This is a genomic window from Escherichia sp. E2661, assembly GCF_004745185.1.
In the GTDB taxonomy this organism is placed as follows: domain Bacteria; phylum Pseudomonadota; class Gammaproteobacteria; order Enterobacterales; family Enterobacteriaceae; genus Escherichia.
In genome coordinates, this window is sequence record NZ_PDIG01000027.1 from 1 (window position 1) to 23326 (window position 23326).

At 51.8% G+C, this 23326-nt stretch carries 22 protein-coding genes and 2 pseudogenes; 16 read left to right on the plus strand and 8 right to left on the minus strand.

Annotated features, from left to right (window positions below; translation table 11 throughout):
- Positions 1-234: 234 nt before the first annotated feature.
- The gene (metK, locus tag CRI63_RS13930; protein WP_130207895.1) at positions 235-1389 is read right to left on the minus strand and encodes a methionine adenosyltransferase; all 1155 of its coding nucleotides are present in this window, start codon (positions 1387-1389) and stop codon (positions 235-237) included.
- 55 nt (positions 1390-1444) lie between these two features.
- Between metK and CRI63_RS24710 the strand changes: the two genes are divergently transcribed.
- The 6 genes from CRI63_RS24710 to speB all read left to right on the plus strand — a co-directional run bounded on the left by CRI63_RS24710 (position 1445) and on the right by speB (position 6093).
- Complete coding sequence (locus tag CRI63_RS24710) at positions 1445-1696, plus strand: hypothetical protein (RefSeq protein ID WP_130218033.1); 252 nt, start codon at positions 1445-1447, stop codon at positions 1694-1696.
- A 110-nt stretch (positions 1697-1806) separates the two neighbouring features.
- Complete coding sequence (gene yqgG, locus CRI63_RS24715) at positions 1807-1950, plus strand: protein YqgG (RefSeq protein WP_001297404.1); 144 nt, start codon at positions 1807-1809, stop codon at positions 1948-1950.
- A 93-nt stretch (positions 1951-2043) separates the two neighbouring features.
- A complete protein-coding gene (gene yqgB, locus CRI63_RS13945; RefSeq protein ID WP_001338822.1) occupies positions 2044-2175 on the plus strand; it encodes an acid stress response protein YqgB in 132 nt (43 codons plus the stop codon).
- An 8-nt stretch (positions 2176-2183) separates the two neighbouring features.
- Positions 2184-4160 carry a biosynthetic arginine decarboxylase gene (gene speA / locus CRI63_RS13950; protein ID WP_010347927.1) on the plus strand — a complete coding sequence of 659 codons (1977 nt, stop codon included), beginning with the start codon at positions 2184-2186 and terminating at the stop codon, positions 4158-4160.
- Positions 4161-4305: 145 nt separating this feature from the next.
- Positions 4306-5037 carry a hypothetical protein gene (locus CRI63_RS13955; protein ID WP_135405559.1) on the plus strand — a complete coding sequence of 244 codons (732 nt, stop codon included), beginning with the start codon at positions 4306-4308 and terminating at the stop codon, positions 5035-5037.
- 135 nt (positions 5038-5172) lie between these two features.
- Entirely contained in the window at positions 5173-6093 is a 921-nt protein-coding gene (gene speB, locus CRI63_RS13960) for an agmatinase (RefSeq protein ID WP_000105566.1), read from the plus strand.
- A 307-nt stretch (positions 6094-6400) separates the two neighbouring features.
- Here speB and loiP read toward each other — a convergent pair whose 3' ends face one another.
- Complete coding sequence (gene loiP / locus CRI63_RS13965) at positions 6401-7159, minus strand: metalloprotease LoiP (protein ID WP_135519843.1); 759 nt, start codon at positions 7157-7159, stop codon at positions 6401-6403.
- A 277-nt stretch (positions 7160-7436) separates the two neighbouring features.
- Between loiP and tkt the strand changes: the two are divergent.
- A pseudogene (tkt, locus tag CRI63_RS13970) lies at positions 7437-9429 on the plus strand (transketolase).
- A 219-nt stretch (positions 9430-9648) separates the two neighbouring features.
- On the opposite strand, the gene CRI63_RS13975 reads toward tkt, so the two are convergent.
- Positions 9649-10557, minus strand: coding sequence for a prohibitin family protein (locus tag CRI63_RS13975; protein ID WP_000646923.1), 909 nt, complete (start codon positions 10555-10557; stop codon positions 9649-9651).
- A gap of 377 nt (positions 10558-10934) precedes the next feature.
- On the opposite strand from CRI63_RS13975, the gene cmtB reads away from it, so the two are divergent.
- From cmtB to CRI63_RS14010, 6 genes and pseudogenes are all read left to right on the plus strand, one after another.
- A complete protein-coding gene (gene cmtB / locus CRI63_RS13985; RefSeq protein WP_135405562.1) occupies positions 10935-11378 on the plus strand; it encodes a PTS mannitol transporter subunit IIA in 444 nt (147 codons plus the stop codon).
- Between the two features lie 27 nt (positions 11379-11405).
- Positions 11406-12794, plus strand: coding sequence for a PTS mannitol transporter subunit IICB (gene cmtA / locus CRI63_RS13990; RefSeq protein WP_135519845.1), 1389 nt, complete (start codon positions 11406-11408; stop codon positions 12792-12794).
- A gap of 14 nt (positions 12795-12808) precedes the next feature.
- Positions 12809-14086 (plus strand): zinc-binding dehydrogenase, encoded by a 1278-nt coding sequence (locus CRI63_RS13995; protein WP_135519847.1) that lies wholly within the window; start codon positions 12809-12811, stop codon positions 14084-14086.
- Positions 14083-15049: pseudogene (glpX, locus tag CRI63_RS14000) on the plus strand (class II fructose-bisphosphatase). The gene CRI63_RS13995 and the pseudogene glpX overlap by 4 nt, the downstream one beginning before the upstream one ends.
- 21 nt (positions 15050-15070) lie before the next feature.
- On the plus strand, positions 15071-15580 hold the full coding sequence (gene fumE, locus CRI63_RS14005) for a fumarase E (protein ID WP_135519849.1): 510 nt from the start codon (positions 15071-15073) through the stop codon (positions 15578-15580).
- A complete protein-coding gene (locus tag CRI63_RS14010) occupies positions 15577-16290 on the plus strand; it encodes a nucleoside/nucleotide kinase family protein (protein WP_135385536.1) in 714 nt (237 codons plus the stop codon). The genes fumE and CRI63_RS14010 overlap by 4 nt, the downstream gene beginning before the upstream one ends.
- On the opposite strand, the gene CRI63_RS14015 is transcribed toward CRI63_RS14010, so the two are convergent.
- The 5 genes from CRI63_RS14015 to CRI63_RS14035 are packed head-to-tail and all read right to left on the minus strand — an operon-like array spanning position 16262 to position 19338.
- Positions 16262-16939, minus strand: a complete 678-nt coding sequence (locus CRI63_RS14015) for an ATP-binding cassette domain-containing protein (protein ID WP_135519851.1) — start codon at positions 16937-16939, stop codon at positions 16262-16264. The genes CRI63_RS14010 and CRI63_RS14015 overlap by 29 nt on opposite strands.
- Positions 16933-17610, minus strand: coding sequence for an energy-coupling factor ABC transporter ATP-binding protein (locus CRI63_RS14020; protein ID WP_135519853.1), 678 nt, complete (start codon positions 17608-17610; stop codon positions 16933-16935). Before CRI63_RS14020 ends, CRI63_RS14015 begins: the two co-directional genes overlap by 7 nt.
- Positions 17598-18305: an energy-coupling factor transporter transmembrane component T gene (locus CRI63_RS14025; RefSeq protein WP_135519855.1), complete on the minus strand. Its 708-nt coding sequence runs from the start codon at positions 18303-18305 to the stop codon at positions 17598-17600. The genes CRI63_RS14020 and CRI63_RS14025 overlap by 13 nt, the downstream gene beginning before the upstream one ends.
- Positions 18306-18884 (minus strand): ECF transporter S component, encoded by a 579-nt coding sequence (locus tag CRI63_RS14030; protein ID WP_000113903.1) that lies wholly within the window; start codon positions 18882-18884, stop codon positions 18306-18308.
- A gap of 22 nt (positions 18885-18906) precedes the next feature.
- A complete protein-coding gene (locus tag CRI63_RS14035) occupies positions 18907-19338 on the minus strand; it encodes a PPC domain-containing DNA-binding protein (protein ID WP_135519857.1) in 432 nt (143 codons plus the stop codon).
- A gap of 371 nt (positions 19339-19709) precedes the next feature.
- Between CRI63_RS14035 and epd the strand changes: the two genes are divergently transcribed.
- The 3 genes from epd to fbaA all read left to right on the plus strand — a co-directional run bounded on the left by epd (position 19710) and on the right by fbaA (position 23163).
- Positions 19710-20729 carry an erythrose-4-phosphate dehydrogenase gene (gene epd / locus CRI63_RS14040; protein ID WP_096121752.1) on the plus strand — a complete coding sequence of 340 codons (1020 nt, stop codon included), beginning with the start codon at positions 19710-19712 and terminating at the stop codon, positions 20727-20729.
- A gap of 49 nt (positions 20730-20778) precedes the next feature.
- The gene (gene pgk, locus CRI63_RS14045; RefSeq protein ID WP_130217997.1) at positions 20779-21942 is read left to right on the plus strand and encodes a phosphoglycerate kinase; all 1164 of its coding nucleotides are present in this window, start codon (positions 20779-20781) and stop codon (positions 21940-21942) included.
- Positions 21943-22083: 141 nt separating this feature from the next.
- On the plus strand, positions 22084-23163 hold the full coding sequence (gene fbaA / locus CRI63_RS14050; RefSeq protein ID WP_000034372.1) for a class II fructose-bisphosphate aldolase: 1080 nt from the start codon (positions 22084-22086) through the stop codon (positions 23161-23163).
- Positions 23164-23326 lie beyond the last annotated feature (163 nt).

Below are 23326 nucleotides of genomic sequence, written 5' to 3' on the forward strand. Positions count from 1 at the left end.
CGCGGTGATATCTGTAGGTCGATAAGATGCGGCAGCATCGCATCCGACACAATGCCGGATGCGGCGTGAACGCCTTATCCAGCCTACGAGCGCGGGATGTCTGTAAGTCGGATAAGATGCGGCAGCATCGAATCCGACACAAATGCCGGATGCGGCGTGAACGCCTATCCACCGCGGAGAGGTAAAAGAAAAAGGCCAGCGCGAGGCTGGCCTTTGAAAGCAGGTGAAGAAAGATTACTTCAGACCGGCAGCTTCACGCAGCAGTTGCGCTTTGTCGGTTTTTTCCCACGGGAAATGTTCGCGACCAAAGTGACCGTATGCTGCGGTTTCTTTGTAGATCGGGTGCAGCAGATCCAGCATCTGAATCAGACCGTATGGACGCAGGTCGAAGAACTCACGTACCAGCAGGGTCAGCTGTTCAGAAGGCACTTTCTCGGTACCGAAAGTTTCCACCATGATGGAGGTCGGTTCAGCCACGCCAATTGCGTAGGAAACCTGAATTTCGCAACGGTCAGCCAGGCCAGCAGCCACGATGTTTTTCGCGACATAACGTGCTGCGTAGGCTGCGGAACGGTCCACTTTTGATGGATCTTTACCGGAGAACGCACCGCCACCGTGACGCGCCATGCCGCCGTAGGTATCAACGATAATTTTACGACCAGTCAGACCGCAGTCACCCATCGGGCCGCCGATAACAAAACGTCCGGTCGGGTTGATGAAGAATTTGGTTGCAGAAGTCAGCCATTCAGCCGGCAGAATCGGCTTGATGATCTCTTCCATTACCGCTTCTTGCAGCGATTTCTGGTCGATATCTTCAGAGTGCTGAGTGGAAAGCACGACAGCATCGATGCCGACGATTTTGCCGTCGTCATACTGGAAAGTTACCTGGCTTTTCGCGTCCGGGCGCAGCCACGGCAGAGTGCCGTTTTTACGCACTTCAGCCTGACGCTGTACCAGACGGTGTGCATAGGTGATAGGTGCTGGCATCAGCACGTCGGTTTCGTTGGTTGCGTAGCCAAACATCAGACCCTGGTCGCCCGCGCCCTGTTCCAGCGGATCGGCACGGTCAACGCCCTGGTTGATGTCAGGAGATTGTTTGCCGATAGCGCTCAGGACCGCACAGGAGTTAGCGTCAAAGCCCATGTCGGAATGTACATAGCCAATTTCGCGAACGGTGTTACGGGTGATCTCTTCGATGTCTACCCAGGCGCTGGTGGTGATTTCACCGCCAACTAAAACCATGCCGGTTTTTACGTAGGTTTCGCAAGCAACGCGTGCTTTCGGATCCTGTTCGAGGATCGCGTCTAAAACGGCATCAGAGATTTGGTCAGCAATTTTGTCAGGATGCCCTTCAGAGACGGACTCGGACGTAAAAAGGTGTTTTGCCATATTTAATATCACCTAAAGAGAATTTGGTTAGCTCAAACTGTTGTGTGGATTTTCTGTGGTAGCGGATCCTACCACGACTCGACAGGTTAAAAACACTGGCAGTCTGAGTGTTAATCAGTATGGATGGATTAACATCTGGATGGCTATTTTAGGTCAATCCTTCACCCGATTTCCACTTTTTTTTGAATCGTGTCTCATTCTGTTAGAAACGTGGCTGGAAATTTTTCCTGACAATGCTGGCATTCTTCGTATTTATCTTTTGCAATTTTCTGCCATTGTGGGGTATAAAACGCGGCGCGCGGCTTAAATAAAAAGCACACGACGTTTCTTTCGTGTTGCCACTTCCAGCCGGGTTGAAATCAGAGTTTTGGCTTGTGGGTTCGTCTTAACGGGCGGCCGTGGAGGTGATACGAAATAATGAACCGTTGTCTGCTGCTTAACCTGTCTCACCGTTCTGGTGAAGATTCGTTCCCCGCACTCTGCATCTCTGCTTTGCATACCTGCCGATGTTATACCCATCTCGGCGCTTCTCAGGATTCAAGAGCTGGTTACAGTTACTGAGGACTGAACAAGGGCGCTCTTGTAAAAACAAGAGTTTTCTCGTGGTTTCGCCGAACTGTCACACTTACGTTCGGTTATGTGCTTAATAATGTTATGAAAAAGAAACCGGTTGCGCAGTCGGAGCGTCAGCATACACTGCTGGAAAATCCATGTGCTTATGGGTTGTTATCGCAGTTTCAGGCTGCGATAGTGGTTAACTGTTTTACACTTAATAAAATAATTTGAGGTTCGCTATGTCTGACGACATGTCTATGAGTTTGCCTTCGTCAGCGGGCGAACACGGTGTACTACGCTCCATGCAGGAGGTTGCAATGAGCTCCCAGGAAGCCAGCAAGATGCTGCGTACTTACAATATTGCCTGGTGGGGCAATAACTACTATGACGTTAACGAGCTGGGCCACATCAGCGTGTGCCCGGACCCGGACGTCCCGGAAGCTCGCGTCGATCTCGCGCAGTTGGTGAAAACCCGCGAAGCACAGGGCCAGCGTCTGCCTGCACTGTTCTGTTTCCCGCAGATCCTGCAGCACCGTTTGCGTTCCATTAACGCCGCGTTTAAACGTGCGCGGGAATCCTACGGCTATAACGGCGATTACTTCCTCGTTTATCCGATCAAAGTTAACCAGCACCGCCGCGTGATTGAGTCCCTGATTCATTCTGGCGAACCGTTGGGGCTGGAAGCAGGCTCGAAAGCAGAGTTGATGGCGGTGCTGGCGCATGCTGGCATGACCCGTAGCGTCATCGTCTGTAATGGTTATAAAGACCGCGAATATATCCGCCTGGCATTAATTGGCGAGAAGATGGGCCACAAGGTCTATCTGGTCATTGAGAAGATGTCAGAAATCGCCATTGTGCTGGATGAAGCAGAACGTCTGAATGTCGTTCCTCGTCTGGGCGTGCGTGCACGTCTGGCTTCGCAGGGCTCGGGGAAATGGCAGTCCTCCGGCGGGGAAAAATCGAAGTTCGGCCTGGCTGCGACTCAGGTACTGCAACTGGTTGAAACGTTGCGTGAAGCCGGGCGTCTCGACAGCCTGCAACTGCTGCACTTCCACCTTGGTTCGCAGATGGCGAATATTCGCGATATCGCCACGGGCGTTCGTGAATCCGCGCGTTTCTATGTGGAACTGCACAAGCTGGGCGTCAATATTCAGTGCTTCGACGTCGGCGGCGGTCTGGGCGTGGATTATGAAGGCACCCGTTCGCAGTCTGACTGCTCCGTAAACTACGGCCTCAATGAATACGCCAACAACATCATCTGGGCGATTGGCGATGCGTGTGAAGAAAATGGTCTGCCGCATCCGACGGTAATCACCGAATCGGGTCGTGCGGTGACTGCGCATCACACCGTGCTGGTGTCTAATATCATCGGCGTGGAACGTAACGAATACACGGTGCCGACCGCGCCCGCAGAAGATGCGCCGCGCGCGCTGCAAAGCATGTGGGAAACCTGGCAGGAGATGCACGAACCGGGAACTCGCCGTTCTCTGCGTGAATGGTTGCACGACAGCCAGATGGATCTGCACGATATTCATATCGGCTACTCTTCCGGCACCTTTAGCCTGCAAGAACGCGCATGGGCTGAGCAGCTTTATTTGAGCATGTGCCATGAAGTGCAGAAGCAGCTGGATCCGCAAAACCGTGCTCATCGTCCGATTATCGATGAATTGCAGGAACGTATGGCGGACAAAATGTACGTCAACTTCTCGCTGTTCCAGTCGATGCCGGACGCATGGGGGATCGACCAGTTGTTCCCGGTTCTGCCGCTGGAAGGGCTGGATCAAGTGCCGGAACGCCGCGCTGTGCTGCTGGATATTACCTGTGACTCTGACGGTGCTATCGACCACTATATCGATGGTGACGGTATTGCCACGACAATGCCTATGCCGGAGTACGATCCGGAGAATCCGCCGATGCTCGGTTTCTTTATGGTCGGCGCATATCAGGAGATCCTCGGCAACATGCACAACCTGTTCGGTGATACCGAAGCGGTTGACGTGTTCGTGTTCCCTGACGGTAGTGTAGAAGTGGAACTTTCTGACGAAGGCGATACCGTGGCGGACATGCTGCAATATGTACAACTCGATCCGAAAACGCTGTTAACTCAGTTCCGTGATCAAGTGAAGAAAACCGATCTTGATGCTGAACTGCAACAACAGTTCCTGGAAGAGTTCGAGGCAGGTTTGTACGGTTATACCTATCTTGAAGATGAATAATTAAGATTATTCCGCTGGCGGGTCGATTTATTTACGTAAATTGGCCCGCTTTCTTTTTATATATTCTTAAAAATAATTTAGCTGCTTTTCTTATTAAATAATCTCCCTACAATCGCTTCATTAATTAAATGCAGAGGGAACGGTTATGAAAAAATGGAAAGTACGTAGCGCGTTGGTGGCATTAATCGTGCTGCTGGCTGGTTGTTCCAGTAATGCGCAGTATAATAGCAGTGCATCTGGCAATGTCGGCACCGCCTGGGGTGGGGATGTGCACTCAACGGTTCAGGGCGTATCTGTTGAGCGAGCCTGGCGCGATCCGGCGGAGATGATCGTTATTAGTTATTCGACTAATGTTCCTTCCGGCTACGACCGCGTTTATAGCATTCGTATTAACGAACTGGAATATGCTATTCGCGATGGTAATTTTAATTCTCTACCTATTACGCGGGTTTATGATTCATCTAATAATGAACCACGCTATATTGTCCATGCCAGAGTAGGAATGAATTATCAATTATATGTCCGCAATTACAGTCGTAACACCAACTACGAGATCGTTGCTACGGTTGATGGCCTGGATGTTCTGAACGGTAAACAAGGTTCGCTGAATAACAACGGTTATATTGTGAATGCCGGAGATTCGTTAGCGATTAAAGGATTCCGCAAAGATAAACATACCGAAGCGGCTTTTCAGTTCGCCAACGTTGCTGATTCCTACGCAGCCAATTCGGCGCAAGGCGATGTGCGTAATACCGGTGTAATCGGCTTTGCCGCCTTTGAATTACAAGGCCCGGCGCAAAACGCGATGCCGCCGTGCTCTGGACAAGCATTTCCGGCGGACAACAATGGCTATGCGCCGCCGCCGTGCCGTAAATAGTAACCTTGCTTGATGCCTCGCCCATTTAAGGCGATAATTAGCACAAACTTGTGTTTCGCAAATCCAACCCTTCCTCGTCGGGCCTAACGACGCGGAAGGGTTTTTTTATATCGACTTTGTAATAGGAGTCCATCCATGAGCACCTTAGGTCATCAATACGATAACTCACTGGTTTCCAACGCCTTTGGTTTTTTACGCCTGCCGATGAACTTCCAGCCGTATGACAGCGATGCTGACTGGGTGATTACTGGCGTGCCGTTCGATATGGCCACTTCTGGTCGTGCGGGTGGTCGCCACGGTCCGGCAGCTATCCGTCAGGTTTCGACGAATCTGGCCTGGGAACACAACCGCTTCCCGTGGAATTTCGACATGCGTGAGCGTCTGAACGTGGTGGACTGCGGTGATCTGGTATATGCCTTCGGCGATGCCCGTGAGATGAGCGAGAAGCTGCAGGCGCACGCCGAGAAACTGCTGGCTGCTGGTAAGCGTATGCTCTCCTTTGGTGGTGACCACTTTGTTACGCTGCCGCTGCTGCGTGCACATGCGAAGCATTTCGGCAAAATGGCGCTGGTACACTTTGATGCCCACACCGATACCTACGCGAACGGTTGTGAATTTGACCACGGCACCATGTTCTATACCGCGCCGAAAGAAGGTCTGATCGACCCGAATCATTCCGTGCAGATTGGTATTCGTACCGAGTTTGATAAAGACAACGGCTTTACCGTGCTGGACGCCTGCCAGGTGAACGATCGCAGCGTGGATGACGTTATCGCCCAGGTGAAACAGATTGTGGGTGATATGCCGGTTTACCTGACCTTTGATATCGACTGCCTGGATCCTGCTTTCGCGCCGGGAACCGGTACGCCGGTAATTGGCGGCCTGACCTCCGATCGCGCCATTAAACTGGTACGCGGCCTGAAAGATCTCAACATCGTTGGGATGGACGTAGTGGAAGTGGCTCCGGCATACGATCAGTCGGAAATCACCGCTCTGGCTGCTGCGACGCTGGCGCTGGAGATGCTGTATATTCAGGCGGCGAAAAAGGGCGAGTAATGCGCACGGGGTAACAAATGTGCCATTAATGTCGGATGCGGCGTGAACGCCTTATCTGACCTACGTTCGGCACCCGTAGGCCGGATAAGATGCGCCAGCATCGCATCCGGCAATGCGCACGGGGTAACAAATGTGCCATTAATGTCGGATGCGGCGTGAACGCCTTATCCGACCTACGTTCGGCACCCGTAGGCCGGATAAGATGCGCCAGCATCGCATCCGGCAATGCGCACGGGGTACAAATGTGCCATTCATGTCAGATGCGGTGTGAACGCCTTATCTGACCAGGGTTCGGCACCACCAGGCCTTACTTAACTCCATCCGCGCTCATACGATCGCGAATATGCTGGGCGCGCTCGGCGGATGCAGGATGGTCGTCAAACATTGAGCTTTGGCGGCCTTCTTCCAGTTTCGCCAGTTTTTCAAAGCTGGTGGCAAGACCTGCCGGGCTGATACCGCGTTGGCGCAGCAAATCGTAGGAGTAATCATCGGCCTCTGATTCCTGACGTTGGGTAAATTGCGAATTGACTAGCTTTTCGCCCAGGTCTCCCAGTTGTGATTGTGACAAACTGCCGACAATTCCGCCTGCAGAGGCCGCCGCAACGCGAATTGCGTTTGTACCAAGTGCTACCTGCATTCCTTTCTTCACATGGCCTAATGCCACGTGCCCCATTTCGTGACCGAGCACCGCTTCGACTTCGTTATCCGTCATCATATCCATTAAGCCGCTATAGACGCGGATACAGCCGTTTGCCATTGCAAAGGCATTCACATCCTTCGCCATATACACTTTGTAATTTACCGGCTGGCCGTTGATGTTATTTCCTAGCGCATTAGCAATGGTGGTCAGACGTTTAGCGTATTCACTACCGTCTGGCGCAATCGTCGCCTTGCTGTCCATCTCCTGGCACGCCTGCTCGCTCAGGGCTTTCACCTGCGCATCGCTCAGACTGTAAGCCTGAAAAGCTTCCGCTCCTGATGAGAGCAGTCCACTGGAGTCCATATTCTGGCAACCGGTCAACACCGTTGCCACGCTCATTGCTACCAATAAGGCGCGAATTTTCATGTTTTCTCTTCCGCACAAGGTCAGGATTATTCTAAAAATGCGCCGTTTGCAGGTGAATCGACGCTCAGTCTCAGTATAAGAAAAAGCGCAGCGGACGGGCGAGCAGATTGCGCAACATGCGAGCATGATCCAGAGATTTCTGAAACGGCAAAAGGATGTTCCATGTACATGACGCGCGGCTTGCGGTAAATTGTTGGCAAATTTTCCGGCGTAGCCCAAAACGCGCTGTCGTCAAGTCGTTAAGGGCGTGCCCTTCATCATCCGATCTGGAGTCAAAATGTCCTCACGTAAAGAGCTTGCCAATGCTATTCGTGCGCTGAGCATGGACGCAGTACAGAAAGCCAAATCCGGTCACCCGGGCGCCCCGATGGGTATGGCTGACATTGCCGAAGTCCTGTGGCGTGATTTCCTGAAACACAACCCGCAGAATCCGTCCTGGGCTGACCGTGACCGCTTCGTGCTGTCCAACGGCCACGGCTCCATGCTGATCTACAGCCTGCTGCACCTCACCGGTTACGATCTGCCGATGGAAGAACTGAAAAACTTCCGTCAGCTGCACTCTAAAACTCCGGGCCACCCGGAAGTGGGTTACACCGCTGGTGTGGAAACCACCACTGGTCCGCTGGGGCAGGGTATTGCCAACGCAGTCGGTATGGCGATTGCAGAAAAAAACGCTGGCGGCGCAGTTTAACCGTCCGGGTCACGACATTGTCGACCACTACACCTACGCCTTCATGGGCGACGGCTGCATGATGGAAGGCATCTCCCACGAAGTTTGCTCTCTGGCGGGTACGCTGAAGCTGGGTAAACTGATTGCGTTCTACGATGACAACGGCATTTCTATCGATGGTCACGTTGAAGGCTGGTTCACCGACGATACCGCAATGCGTTTCGAAGCTTACGGCTGGCACGTTATTCGCGACATCGACGGTCATGACGCAGCATCCATCAAACGCGCAGTAGAAGAAGCGCGCGCAGTGACCGACAAACCGTCCCTGCTGATGTGCAAAACCATCATCGGTTTCGGTTCCCCGAACAAAGCCGGTACCCACGACTCCCACGGTGCGCCGCTGGGCGACGCTGAAATTGCCCTGACCCGCGAACAGCTGGGCTGGAAATATGCACCGTTCGAAATTCCGTCTGAAATCTATGCTCAGTGGGATGCGAAAGAAGCAGGCCAGGCGAAAGAATCCGCATGGAATGAGAAGTTTGCGGCTTACGCGAAAGCTTATCCGCAGGAAGCTGCTGAATTCACCCGTCGTATGAAAGGCGAAATGCCGTCTGACTTCGACGCGAAAGCGAAAGAATTCATCGCTAAACTGCAGGCTAATCCGGCGAAAATCGCCAGCCGTAAAGCGTCGCAGAATGCTATCGAAGCGTTCGGTCCGCTGTTGCCGGAATTCCTCGGCGGTTCTGCTGACCTGGCACCGTCTAACCTGACCCTGTGGTCTGGTTCTAAAGCAATCAACGAAGATGCTGCGGGTAACTACATCCACTACGGTGTTCGCGAGTTCGGTATGACCGCGATTGCTAACGGTATCTCCCTGCACGGTGGTTTCCTGCCGTACACCTCCACCTTCCTGATGTTCGTGGAATACGCACGTAATGCCGTACGTATGGCTGCGCTGATGAAACAGCGTCAGGTGATGGTTTACACCCACGACTCCATCGGTCTGGGCGAAGATGGCCCGACTCACCAGCCGGTAGAGCAGGTCGCTTCTCTGCGCGTAACCCCGAACATGTCTACATGGCGTCCGTGTGACCAGGTTGAATCCGCAGTAGCGTGGAAATACGGCGTAGAACGTCAGGACGGCCCGACTGCGCTGATCCTCTCCCGTCAGAACCTGGCGCAGCAGGAACGTACTGAAGAGCAGTTGGCAAACATCGCGCGCGGTGGTTATGTGCTGAAAGACTGTGCTGGTCAGCCGGAACTGATCTTCATCGCTACCGGTTCTGAAGTTGAACTGGCGGTTGCTGCCTACGAAAAACTGACTGCCGAAGGCGTGAAAGCGCGCGTGGTTTCCATGCCGTCTACCGACGCATTCGACAAGCAGGACGCGGCTTACCGCGAATCTGTACTGCCGAAAGCGGTTACTGCTCGTGTTGCAGTAGAAGCAGGCATTGCTGACTACTGGTACAAGTATGTTGGCCTGAACGGTGCTATCGTCGGTATGACCACCTTCGGTGAATCTGCTCCGGCTGAGCTGCTGTTTGAAGAGTTCGGCTTCACCGTTGACAACGTTGTTGCGAAAGCAAAAGCGTTGCTGTAATCGGTAAGATGCTTTGTGAGAAGGGCCGCGAAAGCGGCCCTTCAGATTGTTGGCAAAGTGCGCGTTGTTCATGTCGGATGCGGCGTGAACGCCTTATCCGACCTACAAGATCGTGCAAATTCAATATATTGCAGGAAGTATGTAGGCCTGATAAGCGTAGCGCATCAGGCAGTTTTGCCTTTGCCATCACTCTTAAGGGCCGCGAAAGCGGCCCTTTTTTTACTTAGTAGAGATAAACGGAACTGTGCTGCCGGGGATCATGGTATCGGGCAGCTTACCGTCCCAACGTTCGGCGGTGGTGAGGGCTACAAGGCCGGGATTATCCCGCAGGGCTTCACCGCGCAGGCGGATAGCTTCTGCTTCAGCCGCACTTTTTAAACGAATAGTTTCAGCCTCTGCCGCGCCTCTTACGCGAATAGTCTCAGCTTCTGCTTTGGCTGCCGCCAGTTTACTGTCTGCTTCTGCCTGGGCCTGAGTTACCGCAATTTGCGCCTGGATTTTCTCTGTTTCCAGATTTTGCTTACGAGTGGCAATGGCGACTTCCGCTTTCATTCGATCTTCAATCGACTTTTCATAAGCGTCAGAAAAATCAATATTTTCAATCTGGACCCCGTCAATTACCACTGGCCCAACAACGGCTTTGCGCATGGCATTTTGCAGATCCTGAACCAGTTTCGTGCGATCCTGTACCGCGCTGATGGCGGTATATTGACCGAAAACGTTCTCCAGTTGGGTTGGCAACTGGCGAACAATCAGGCGATCTTTTAATGCTTCAATGGTGTTGTAGGTGGTATAAACCGCGCCTGCTTCTGAAGGTTTAATGTGGAAGCTGACTGATACTGTCATTTGTGCAGGTTGCTGGTCGCGGCTGTATGCCTGTAATCCCTGATAGACCACGGCCTGATTACGCGTAGAAATTTTCTCCACGCTTTCCATAAACGGGATCTTAAAACCCAGGCCCGGCTCGGCGACTTTTACTATTTTTCCGTAGCGCAGCAAAATGCCGCGTTCACCTTCATTAACGGTGTAATACGAGAGAAATGGCAGCACAACCACGGCAAGCACGCCAATGGCGATAGCAATAGATTTTTGTGGGCGAAATGAGGTTATAGAAACAGGTGCTTTCATGACAATCTTCCTTGAGTAAAGTGTGGGAATATGTCACATGAGGTGAGGGGAAAACAGCCGACAGGTGAGAATTCAGAATCTATAAAGGGGTATAGCGAAAAAACATTGCATTAGAAAAGTATGTTTTCGAACATTCAATAAATAAATAGAGATATGCATCACAAATACAATAACAAACAAAATATTGATTTTGTGATAAACATAACAAATACAAAGTTGACTTTAAAAATATCAATTTCATCTTGTTGTTATTTAAGGTTTTATTATTTTGGTTTATGGGGTTTTTCTTCTCGCGTACCCAATTGCTTTCATTAAACCGCACGAGTATTTTATTTTTACCGCCGGACGGTACCGTAAAAATAAAATAAGGATGATTTATGCGGCTTATTGATTATTTTCCAGAGTCATCAATCTCAGTTATACATTCAGCAAAAGACTGGCAGGAAGCTATCGATTTTTCGATGGCATCATTGCTGGATAAAAACTATATCAGCGAGAATTACATTCAGGCTATTAAAGATTCCACCATTAGCAACGGTCCTTATTATATTCTCGCACCAGGCGTGGCGATGCCTCATGCGCGACCGGAATGTGGGGCGCTTAAAACCGGGATGTCACTGACATTACTTGAACGACCAGTGTATTTTCCGGGAAATGATGAATCGATCAATTTACTCATCGGGCTTTCGGCTGCCGATGCCGATTCGCACATTGGCGCTATTCAGGCGTTAAGTGAATTACTGTGCGAAGAGGAAATACTCGAACAACTCTTAACAGCAACATCAGAAAAACAATTAGCGGACATAATCAACCGCGGATAATTACTCTCTCCTCTACAGGATAATATTATGGAAAACAAGTCTGCTCGTGCAAAGGTCCAGGCTTTTGGGGGCTTTTTGACGGCAATGGTCATCCCCAATATCGGTGCTTTTATTGCCTGGGGCTTTATAACTGCGTTATTTATTCCCACCGGTTGGCTGCCGAATGAACATTTCGCCAAAATTGTCGGCCCGATGATTACCTATTTATTGCCCGTGATGATTGGTTCTACCGGTGGTCATCTGGTCGGCGGTAAACGCGGCGCGGTCATGGGCGGAATCGGTACGATTGGTGTTATCGTCGGCGCTGAAATCCCGATGTTCCTTGGCTCAATGATCATGGGACCGTTAGGTGGGCTGGTCATAAAATATGTCGATAAGGCACTGGAAAAACGCATACCTGCTGGTTTTGAGATGGTTATCAATAACTTCTCATTAGGTATTGCTGGGATGATTCTCTGTCTGCTGGGTTTTGAAGTTATCGGCCCGGCGGTGTTAATTGCCAATACTTTCGTCAAAGAGTGTATTGAGGCGCTGGTACATGCGGGTTATCTGCCTCTGCTGTCAGTCATCAATGAACCGGCGAAAGTGCTTTTCCTCAATAATGCGATCGATCAGGGCGTCTATTACCCGTTGGGAATGCAACAGGCTTCGGTTAACGGTAAATCCATCTTCTTTATGGTGGCCTCCAACCCAGGTCCTGGTCTGGGGCTGCTGCTGGCGTTTACCTTGTTTGGTAAAGGAATGAGTAAACGTTCTGCGCCCGGGGCGATGATTATTCACTTCCTCGGTGGGATCCACGAACTGTATTTCCCGTATGTGCTGATGAAGCCGTTGACCATTATCGCCATGATTGCGGGCGGTATGTCTGGCACCTGGATGTTTAACTTACTGGACGGTGGTCTGGTTGCAGGCCCAAGCCCAGGTTCTATCTTTGCTTACCTGGCGCTGACGCCGAAAGGCTCGTTCCTGGCGACAATTGCCGGAGTTACGGTAGGCACGCTGGTGTCCTTTGTCATCACTTCCCTGATACTGAAGATGGAAAAAACAGTGGAGACTGAGAGCGAAGATGAATTTACCGAGTCAGCCAATGCGGTTAAAGCAATGAAGCAGGAAGGCGCATTCTCGTTAAGCCGTGTTAAGCGTATTGCCTTTGTTTGCGATGCGGGGATGGGCTCCAGCGCGATGGGCGCAACCACCTTCCGTAAACGCCTGGAAAAAACAGGGCTGGCAATTGAAGTAAAACATTACGCCATAGAAAACGTGCCTGCGGATGCGGATATCGTTGTCACTCACGCCAGTCTGGAAGGGCGCCTGAAACGTGTGACGGATAAACCGCTGATATTGATTAATAACTATATTGGCGATCCAAAACTTGACACTTTATTTAATCAATTAACCGCCGAACATAAAAACTGATTGCAGAGGTAAAAATGAAAACCAAAGTTGCTGCTATTTATGGCAAGCGGGATGTCCGTCTGCGCGAATTTGAATTGCCAGAAATTACTGATAACGAACTTTTGGTGAGTGTAATTTCTGACAGCGTCTGTTTATCCACCTGGAAAGCGGCGTTACTCGGTAGTGAACATAAACGCGTACCCGACGATTTAGAAAATCATCCGGTCATTACCGGGCATGAATGTGCCGGGGTTATTGTCGAAGTGGGTAAAAATCTCACTGGCAAATATAAAAAAGGTCAGCGTTTTGTATTGCAACCGGCGATGGGGTTACCAAGCGGATATTCAGCGGGCTACAGCTACGAATATTTTGGCGGTAACGCCACTTATATGATTATTCCCGAGATCGCCATTAATCTGGGCTGCGTATTACCGTATCACGGCTCTTATTTTGCTGCGGCGTCGCTGGCAGAGCCTATGTGCTGCATTATTGGCGCTTATCATGCCAATTATCACACTACGCAATATGTTTATGAGCATCGTATGGGCGTCAAACCTGGCGGCAATATTGCGCTGCTGGCGTGTGCAGGTCCGATGGGCATTGGCGCTATCGATTACGCCATTAACGGCGGCATACAACCGTCGCGGGTGGTAGTGGTCGATATCGACGACAAACGCCTGGCGCAGGTAGAGAAGCTGCTGCCAGTGGAGCTGGCGGCCAGTAAAGGCATTGAACTGGTGTATGTGAATACTAAAGGGATGAGCGATCCTGTCCAGATGCTGCGGGGACTAACAGGAGATGCCGGGTTCGATGACATTTTTGTTTATGCGGCGGTGCCTGCTGTCGTTGAAATGGCTGATGAATTACTGGCGGAAGATGGTTGTCTGAATTTCTTCGCCGGGCCGACAGATAAAAACTTCAAAGTGCCGTTTAATTTCTACAACGTCCATTACAACAGCACGCACGTCGTCGGTACATCCGGCGGTTCAACGGACAACATGAAAGAGGCGATAGCCCTTAGCGCCACGGGGCAGTTGCAGCCGTCGTTTATGGTGACCCATATCGGTGGGCTGGATGCGGTGCCAGAAACCGTGCTCAATCTGCCGGATATCCCAGGCGGTAAAAAACTCATTTATAACGGCGTGACCATGCCGCTCACTGCCATTGCCGATTTTGCCGAAAAAGGCAAAACCGATCCGCTGTTTAAAGAGCTGGCGCGGCTGGTTGAGGAAACGCACGGCATCTGGAATGAACAGGCCGAGAAATATCTGCTGGCACAATTTGGCGTTGATATTGGGGAGGCCGCGCAATGATGTCCCTGACGTGGCCATTATTTCGCGTTACGGAACAGGCAGCGTTGGCTGCCTGGCCGCAAACCGGATGTGGCGACAAAAATAAAATTGATGGCCTGGCGGTCACCGCGATGCGCCAGGCGTTGAACGACGTCGCTTTTCGTGGACGAGTGGTTATCGGCGAAGGAGAAATTGACCATGCGCCGATGCTGTGGATTGGCGAAGAGGTGGGCAAAGGCGACGGGCCAGAAGTCGATATCGCGGTTGACCCGATTGAAGGCACGCGGATGGTGGCGATGGGGCGAGAGCAATGCGCTGGCGGTCATGGCTTTCGCCCCTCGAGATAGCCTGTTACATGCGCCCGATATGTATATGAAAAAGCTGGTTGTTAATCGACTGGCTGCCGGGGCGATTGATCTGTCTTTGCCTCTGGCGGACAACTTGCGTAACGTGGCGCGGGCGTTAGGTAAACCGCTGGACAAGCTGCGCATGGTTACGCTGGATAAACCGCGTCTGAGTGCCGCGATTGAGGAAGCAACACAGCTGGGCGTGAAGGTTTTTGCCCTGCCGGATGGCGATGTCGCCGCCAGCGTGCTGACCTGCTGGCAGGATAATCCTTACGATGTGATGTACACCATCGGCGGTGCGCCAGAAGGCGTGATTTCTGCCTGTGCCGTTAAAGCATTAGGCGGGGATATGCAGGCCGAGCTGATTGACTTTTGTCAGGCTAAAGGGGATTACACGGAAAATCGGCAGATTGCAGAGCAGGAGCGCAAGCGTTGCAAGGCAATGGGCGTTGACGTTAACCGTGTGTACTCGCTCGATGAACTGGTGAGGGGGAACGATATCCTCTTTAGCGCTACGGGCGTGACGGGCGGCGAGTTGGTGAACGGTATCCAACAAACGGCGAATGGGGTGCGGACGCAGACATTACTGATCGGCGGCGCGGACCAAAGGTGTAATATAATAGACTCCCTGCATTGATGGTGATCTATCGGAAGACGAATGGCGACGCTGACAGAAGATGATGTGCTTGAGCAACTGGATGCACAGGACAATTTATTGTCATTTATGAAAACTACACATGCCATTTTGCTCCAGGGGATACGCCAGTTTCTGCCGTCGCTGTTTGTCGATAACGATGAAGAGATCGTCGAATATGCAGTGAAGCCGTTGCTCGCCCAAAGTGGCCCGCTTGATGATATTGATGTTGCGCTGCGTTTGATTTATGCGCTGGGGAAGATGGATAAATGGCTGTACGCCGATATCACGCACTTTTCCCAGTTCTGGCATTACCTGAACGAACAGGATGAAACGCCCGGATTTACCGATGATATAACCTGGGATTTTATCAGCAATGTCAACAGTATAACTCGCAATGCGACGCTCTATGACGCGTTGAAAGCGATGAAGTTCGCCGATTTCGCCGTCTGGTCAGAGGCGCGTTTTAGCGGGATGGTCAAAACGGCGCTGACGCTGGCAGTAACGACAACTTTAAAGGAATTAACGCCGTGAAAATCGAACTGACGGTGAATGGACTAAAGGTACAGGCGCAGTACTCTGATGATGAAATTGAGAATGTTCATAAACCGCTACTGCGTATGCTGGCGGCCTTACAGGCGGTAAATCCGCAGCGACGTACGGTGGTTTTTCTTTGCGCTCCGCCGGGGACGGGAAAATCGACCCTAACTACCTTCTGGGAATATCTCGCACAACAGGATCCCGAACTGCCCGCCATTCAGACGCTCCCGATGGATGGTTTTCACCATTACAATAGCTGGCTGGATGCGCATCAATTGCGCCCCTTCAAAGGCGCACCAGAGACATTCGATGTGGCGAAACTGGCGGAAAATCTGCGCCAGGTAGTGGAAGGGGATTGTACGTGGCCGCAGTACGATCGACAAAAGCATGATCCTGTTGAAGATGCGTTGCACGTTACCGCACCACTCGTCATCGTCGAAGGAAACTGGTTGTTGCTGGACGACGAGAAGTGGTGCCAGCTTGCGCAATTTTGTGATTTCTCGATCTTTATCAACGCGCCAGCTACTGCGTTGCGGGAACGACTGGTGGGGCGCAAGCTGGCGGGAGGGTTATCGCTGGCAGACGCAGAAGCCTTTTATGACCGTACCGACGGGCCGAATGTTCGCCGGGTGCTTGAAGAGAGTCTGCCTGCAAATTTGACCTTAATGATGACCGCTACGGGTGAATATCGTCTGGTGGATTAACATCCTTCACTACACCGCCTTCCAGTCGCACCACACGAGAGAAATGACGCCGGGTAAATGCGGCGTCATGACTGATTGCCACGACGCTCGTGCCTCGCTGGCGGCACTTTTCCAGCCAGCTTTCAAACACGCCCAACCAATTTTCGTCAAAATCCCGACTCGGCTCGTCCAGTAGCAATAATAGCGGAGAGAGTGCTTCCAGGCAGGCGACGGCGACCATCCGTCGCTGCGCACTATGCAGATCTAACGGATGCGCACTGGCAACATCTGCTAACTGACAGCATTGCAGAGCAGCATTGGTACGTTGAGTGATTTCATCCGCCTGGCATTTTTGCAGTTTCAAACCAAATGCGATCTCGTCGGCGACGGTGCTGTGAAACAGTTGGTTTTCCGCTTCCTGAAACAGTACGCCAATCTTTGCCGCGCGCTGGCGGTTTTTCAGCTTTTTCATCGCCTGTTGTTGCAGCATAACCGTACCGGCTGTGGGCGTAAGAAGACCTGCCATTATCCGCAACAGCGTCGATTTTCCCGCGCCATTGTCGCCGGTCAGTGCCAACCATTCACCTTGTTTGAGTTGCAGAGAAATGTCGAAAAGACAATCCGTTACTGCACCTGGCCAGCGATAAGTTACCTGATTTAACGTTAACATAATGGCTGGATCGCTCCGTTTTGCAGGTGCCACGCCTGCTGGCAGTAGTTCAGGAAAGGCGTGCGATGACGTTCAAAAAGAATAATCAGCGAACCACGTTCAAACGCCCAGTGTTGTAAGCGCTGCAACAGCATTTCGCTGGCCTGCGACGTCAGGCGGCTAAAGGCTTCATCAAGAATTAAGAGCTTTGGCTGCATCGCGATGGCGCAGGCAACGACCACGCGCTGTGTCTCTCCACCGGAGAGTGTTGTCGGGTGACGATGGCGCAACGGCTGGCACTCGGTCAGAGTCAGGGCGGCATCAATCCGCGCCATAATCTCTTCTTCAGCAAGACACAGATTTTCTGGCCCAAAGGCAACTTCTTCTTCCACGCTAAAGGTACAGCCGGAGAGTTGCAAATAGGGCGATTGCTGGACAAGCTGGATAGTGGCGGATTGCTCATTAAGCGGGAGATGTCCAATGGGCGTACCGAGAAGCGTCCCCGTGCCGGCTATCTCTCCTGGCAGAAAGTCCGGATACCAGCCCGCCATCAGCTGTGCCAGCGTACTTTTGCCACTGCCGTTGTCACCAAAGATGGCGACCATCCCCGGTTTGGCATAGTGAAAGTCATAACAGAACGGAGGATGCGTTGAGTGTGTCGGGCAATAGCGAAACTGTTCTAACGTAACCATATCCACACTCCGAATTCAGCCAGCATTAGCAAGATCATGGCGTAACGTGCTACGCGTTGTAGGGTGCTATCGGCTGGTGCCCATAACGTAGTGCGCCTATTGTTGATTCGAAATGCCCGCATATCCAGCGCCGCACCACGGACAGCAAGATCGTTAAGCGCATTGTGTGTTAGCGGAATAATTAACGCGGGCATCGCACGTAAACGCTGATACCAGCCCTCATCCAGCGGCACGCCGCGGGCGCGCTGCGCCTCATGAATAATCGCTAATTGCCGTTTTAACTGCTCAACGACCAACAACGGCCCGGCGAACAGATAAGCGACGCCCGGCGGCAGGCGAGAAGCAAACAGAGCGCGGATAAAATGTTGCACGGGGACGAATTGCATCCACAACTGCGAGGTTGAAACAATCGCCAGAATCCGCAACCAGAGCGTAATGGCATACGTCCAACGTTCCGGCGAACGCGGCGTGCCGCTAAGCCATTCTGTTAGCCAGACACCGTGTACCAGCCACAGCCCGGCTCCCAGCGAGAACATCAGCCAGACGACATATTTTGCCCGCCGCCGCGTGGCCTTTAGCGCAATAAGGCAGAAAAAGGTCGCCGCGCTATAGACTGACAATATTGTCTGTGTGGGCAGGATAAACGTGGTGCAGGCCGCCAATGCCCACAGTGTTAATGAGGTAAATGGATGCATTTAGCGCACAGCAGCCATTGCCGGGAAATGCCGCGTGGTGCGAATCGGCAGTTGTCGGAGCAAAAGCCAGACAATCACTGCTGTAAGAATTTTATCGACCAGGTTTGCGCCTATCACCGTAATCGCCACCGACTCCACCAGGTTTTGCCCCATAGAGTGCATCCAGGCAACGAACAAATCGGCTCCGCTTCCTGTCACGCCGCCGAACAGCGCAGTACGCAGCGGTACAGCGACGACCGTTACCGCAAGCGTAATAATCACGCCGCTGACAACGACTTTTGGCAGAGTGCGAAACCAACCCGCCCGCGCCAGCCAACCGGCGACCAGGCCGATGACCATCGCGACGGGCGCAAATGCGGCGGCGATCGGGTCAGTTAGCAATCCCCAGAGTAAATTGGTCAGTAAGCCGGTCAACATGCCAATAACCGGGCCAAGTAGTACCGCGCTAATGAGCGTACCGATTGAGTCGAGAAAAATAGGTAATTTAACCATGCTGGCCAGTTGCCCGCCGATCATATTGATGGCGATAGAGATAACGATCAACACCAGTGCCTGACTGGAAAAGTGGCGACGCGCCATAAGAAAACCTCTCTGCAAATAGTTATTTAACGGGGGAAATATGCAACTCGTCGTAACCAGAAAGCGCGCAAGGTTGGCGGCTAAACGCCAGTTCCTCAAGGCTGCCGATCACCAGTTCAAGCGTGGTCCGCACGGTACAGCCGGACATCATATGACCGCCAAGCATCGCGCCGCGTGGGTCAGAAACGCAGAGATGAAGATGCTCGCCAGTGTGTTCCAGCGTGCCGTTCAGTGCGATCACTTCGAACTTACCGCTTAGTAGGGCCGTGTTTTCTTGCCCGGCATAGCGTAAGGCGACGTCAGTCAGACTGCCGGTACAACCGGCAATCCACGCGGCGTGGAGTTGTTGTTGCTGCGAGAAGGCGCGTAATTGGGAGAGAACTTCCTGCCCGGGGAGCAGGCGCAGCGCGTAAAAGCGTGCGGAGGAAGAATATGGGTAGGGCAATGTCATCATTGGAGTACTCCGAAACTCGGACGTATTGCGGATAATATCGACGCTGCATCAGTCATATTCTGATATAAGTCAGGGTTTGTGACGGCACAACGAAAAGATTTTGCTACGCTTATTCGTGATTCTGCAAAGTGGAATAAATTCCAACGCATCAGGCCGGAAAACGTGACGCAAGTCAGATAATTGTCTTCTTTGACTGGACAATCATTCCTTTTATTCCATGTTTCGCTTATCCTAGCTGAAGCGTTTCAGTCGATTAAATGTTCGACAATTAACCAATCAGTCGCAGTTTGCGACAGGTAAGGTTTCCCCGAACGATTTGCTGGATTACTCTGTCTGGCAAATTTGCTCAGGGAAAGCCTTGCAGGAGATCTATGACCGTACGCGTAGCGATAAATGGCTTCGGTCGCATCGGGCGTAATGTGGTTCGTGCTTTGTATGAATCAGGACGCCGTGCGGAAATTACCGTGGTGGCAATCAACGAACTGGCGGATGCTGCGGGCATGGCGCATTTGTTGAAATATGACACCAGTCATGGCCGTTTTGCATGGGAAGTCCGTGAGGAGCGTGATCAACTTTTTGTTGGTGATGATGCCATCCGCGTATTGCATGAACGTTCACTGCAATCGCTTCCCTGGCGTGAACTAGGCGTTGATGTGGTTCTCGACTGCACCGGCGTATATGGCACCCGCGAGCATGGCGAAGCGCACATTGCCGCCGGGGCCAAAAAAGTGCTCTTTTCACATCCTGGCAGTAACGATCTCGACGCGACCGTTGTTTACGGCGTCAATCAGGATCAACTTCGTGCGGAACACCGCATCGTTTCTAACGCTTCCTGTACCACGAATTGCATAATTCCTGTCATCAAATTGTTGGATGATGCGTACGGTATTGAGTCCGGCACTGTGACCACAATTCACTCCGCCATGCACGATCAACAGGTTATTGATGCATACCATCCTGACCTGCGCCGCACCCGGGCAGCCAGCCAGTCGATCATTCCGGTCGATACCAAACTGGCCGCAGGTATCACACGATTTTTTCCGCAATTTAATGATCGCTTTGAAGCGATTGCGGTACGTGTGCCAACCATAAATGTGACGGCAATCGATTTAAGCGTAACGGTGAAGAAACCTGTAAAAGCCAATGAAGTCAATCTGTTGCTGCAAAAAGCAGCACAAGGTGCATTTCATGGTATAGTTGACTATACGGAATTACCGTTGGTCTCTGTAGATTTTAACCACGATCCGCACAGTGCCATTGTCGATGGCACCCAAACCCGGGTCAGTGGCGCACACCTGATCAAAACGTTGGTCTGGTGCGATAACGAATGGGGCTTTGCTAACCGAATGCTCGACACGACGTTAGCTATGGCTACTGTTGCTTTCAGGTAAGACGCAAGCAGCGTCTGCAAAACTTTTAGAATCAACGAGAGGATTCACCATGTCTGTAATTAAGATGACCGATCTGGATCTTGCTGGGAAACGTGTATTTATCCGTGCGGATCTGAACGTACCAGTAAAAGACGGGAAAGTAACCAGCGACGCGCGTATCCGTGCTTCTCTGCCAACCATCGAACTGGCCCTGAAACAAGGCGCAAAAGTGATGGTAACTTCCCACCTGGGTCGTCCTACCGAAGGCGAGTACAACGAAGAATTCTCTCTGCTGCCGGTTGTTAACTACCTGAAAGACAAACTGTCTAACCCGGTTCGTCTGGTTAAAGATTACCTCGACGGCGTTGACGTTGCTGAAGGTGAACTGGTTGTTCTGGAAAACGTTCGCTTCAACAAAGGCGAGAAGAAAGACGACGAAACCCTGTCCAAAAAATACGCTGCACTGTGTGACGTGTTCGTAATGGACGCATTCGGTACTGCTCACCGCGCGCAAGCTTCTACTCACGGTATCGGTAAATTCGCTGATGTTGCGTGCGCAGGCCCGCTGCTGGCAGCTGAACTGGACGCGCTGGGTAAAGCACTGAAAGAACCTGCTCGCCCGATGGTGGCTATCGTTGGTGGTTCTAAAGTTTCTACCAAACTGACCGTTCTGGACTCCCTGTCTAAAATCGCTGACCAGCTGATCGTAGGTGGTGGGATCGCTAACACCTTTATCGCGGCACAAGGCCACGATGTGGGTAAATCTCTGTACGAAGCTGACCTGGTTGACGAAGCAAAACGTCTGCTGACCATCTGCGACATCCCGGTTCCGTCTGACGTTCGCGTAGCGACTGAGTTCTCTGAAACCGCTCCGGCTACTCTGAAATCTGTTAACGATGTGAAAGCTGACGAGCAGATCCTGGATATCGGTGATGCTTCCGCTCAGGAACTGGCTGAAATCCTGAAGAATGCGAAAACCATTCTGTGGAACGGTCCGGTTGGCGTGTTCGAATTCCCGAACTTCCGCAAAGGTACTGAAATCGTGGCTAACGCTATCGCAGACAGCGAAGCGTTCTCCATCGCTGGCGGCGGCGACACTCTGGCAGCAATCGACCTGTTCGGCATTGCTGACAAAATCTCCTACATCTCCACTGGCGGCGGCGCATTCCTCGAATTCGTGGAAGGTAAAGTACTGCCTGCAGTAGCGATGCTCGAAGAGCGCGCTAAGAAGTAAAAAATCACAGGGCAGGGAAACCTGCCCTTGTTGCAGCGCGCTTTTAAAGCACGCACTTTTTCATACTCTAAATAATTCGAGTTGCAGCACAGTAACTTGAAGTATGACGAGTATAAGGCCCGACGATACAGGACAAGAGACATGTCTAAGATTTTTGATTTCGTAAAACCTGGCGTAATCACTGGTGATGACGTACAGAAAGTTTTCCAGGTAGCAAAAGAAAACAACTTCGCACTGCCAGCAGTAAACTGCGTCGGTACTGACTCCATCAACGCCGTACTGGAAACCGCTGCTAAAGTTAAAGCGCCGGTTATCGTTCAGTTCTCCAACGGTGGTGCTTCCTTTATCGCTGGTAAAGGCGTGAAATCTGACGTTCCGCAGGGCGCTGCTATCCTGGGTGCGATCTCTGGTGCGCATCACGTTCATCAGATGGCTGAACATTATGGTGTTCCGGTTATCCTGCACACTGACCACTGCGCGAAGAAACTGCTGCCGTGGATCGACGGTCTGCTGGACGCGGGTGAAAAACACTTCGCTGCTACCGGTAAGCCGCTGTTCTCTTCTCACATGATTGACCTGTCTGAAGAATCTCTGCAAGAGAACATCGAAATCTGCTCTAAATACCTGGAGCGCATGTCCAAAATCGGCATGACTCTGGAAATCGAACTGGGTTGCACCGGTGGTGAAGAAGACGGCGTGGACAACAGCCACATGGACGCTTCTGCACTGTACACCCAGCCGGAAGACGTTGATTACGCATACACCGAGCTGAGCAAAATCAGCCCGCGTTTCACCATCGCAGCGTCCTTCGGTAACGTACACGGTGTTTACAAGCCGGGTAACGTTGTTCTGACTCCGACCATCCTGCGTGACTCTCAGGAATATGTTTCTAAGAAACACAATCTGCCGCACAACAGCCTGAACTTCGTATTCCACGGTGGTTCCGGTTCTACTGCTCAGGAAATCAAAGACTCCGTAAGCTACGGTGTAGTTAAAATGAACATCGATACCGACACCCAATGGGCGACCTGGGAAGGTGTTCTGAACTACTACAAAGCGAACGAAGCTTACCTGCAGGGCCAGCTGGGCAACCCGAAAGGCGAAGATCAGCCGAACAAGAAATACTACGATCCGCGCGTATGGCTGCGTGCCGGTCAGACTTCGATGATCGCTCGTCTGGAAAAAGCATTCCAGGAACTGAACGCGATCGACGTTCTGTAAGATATTCCTTTCTGCTTATCTCAAGGCCCGCTCTGCGGGTCTTTTTTTTCGCCAAAAGCAAAATTGCCTGATGCGCTACGCTTATCAGGCCTACACGTATCCTGCAATATATTGAATTTGCAGGTTTTTGTAGGCCGGATAAGGCGTTCACGCCGCATCCGGC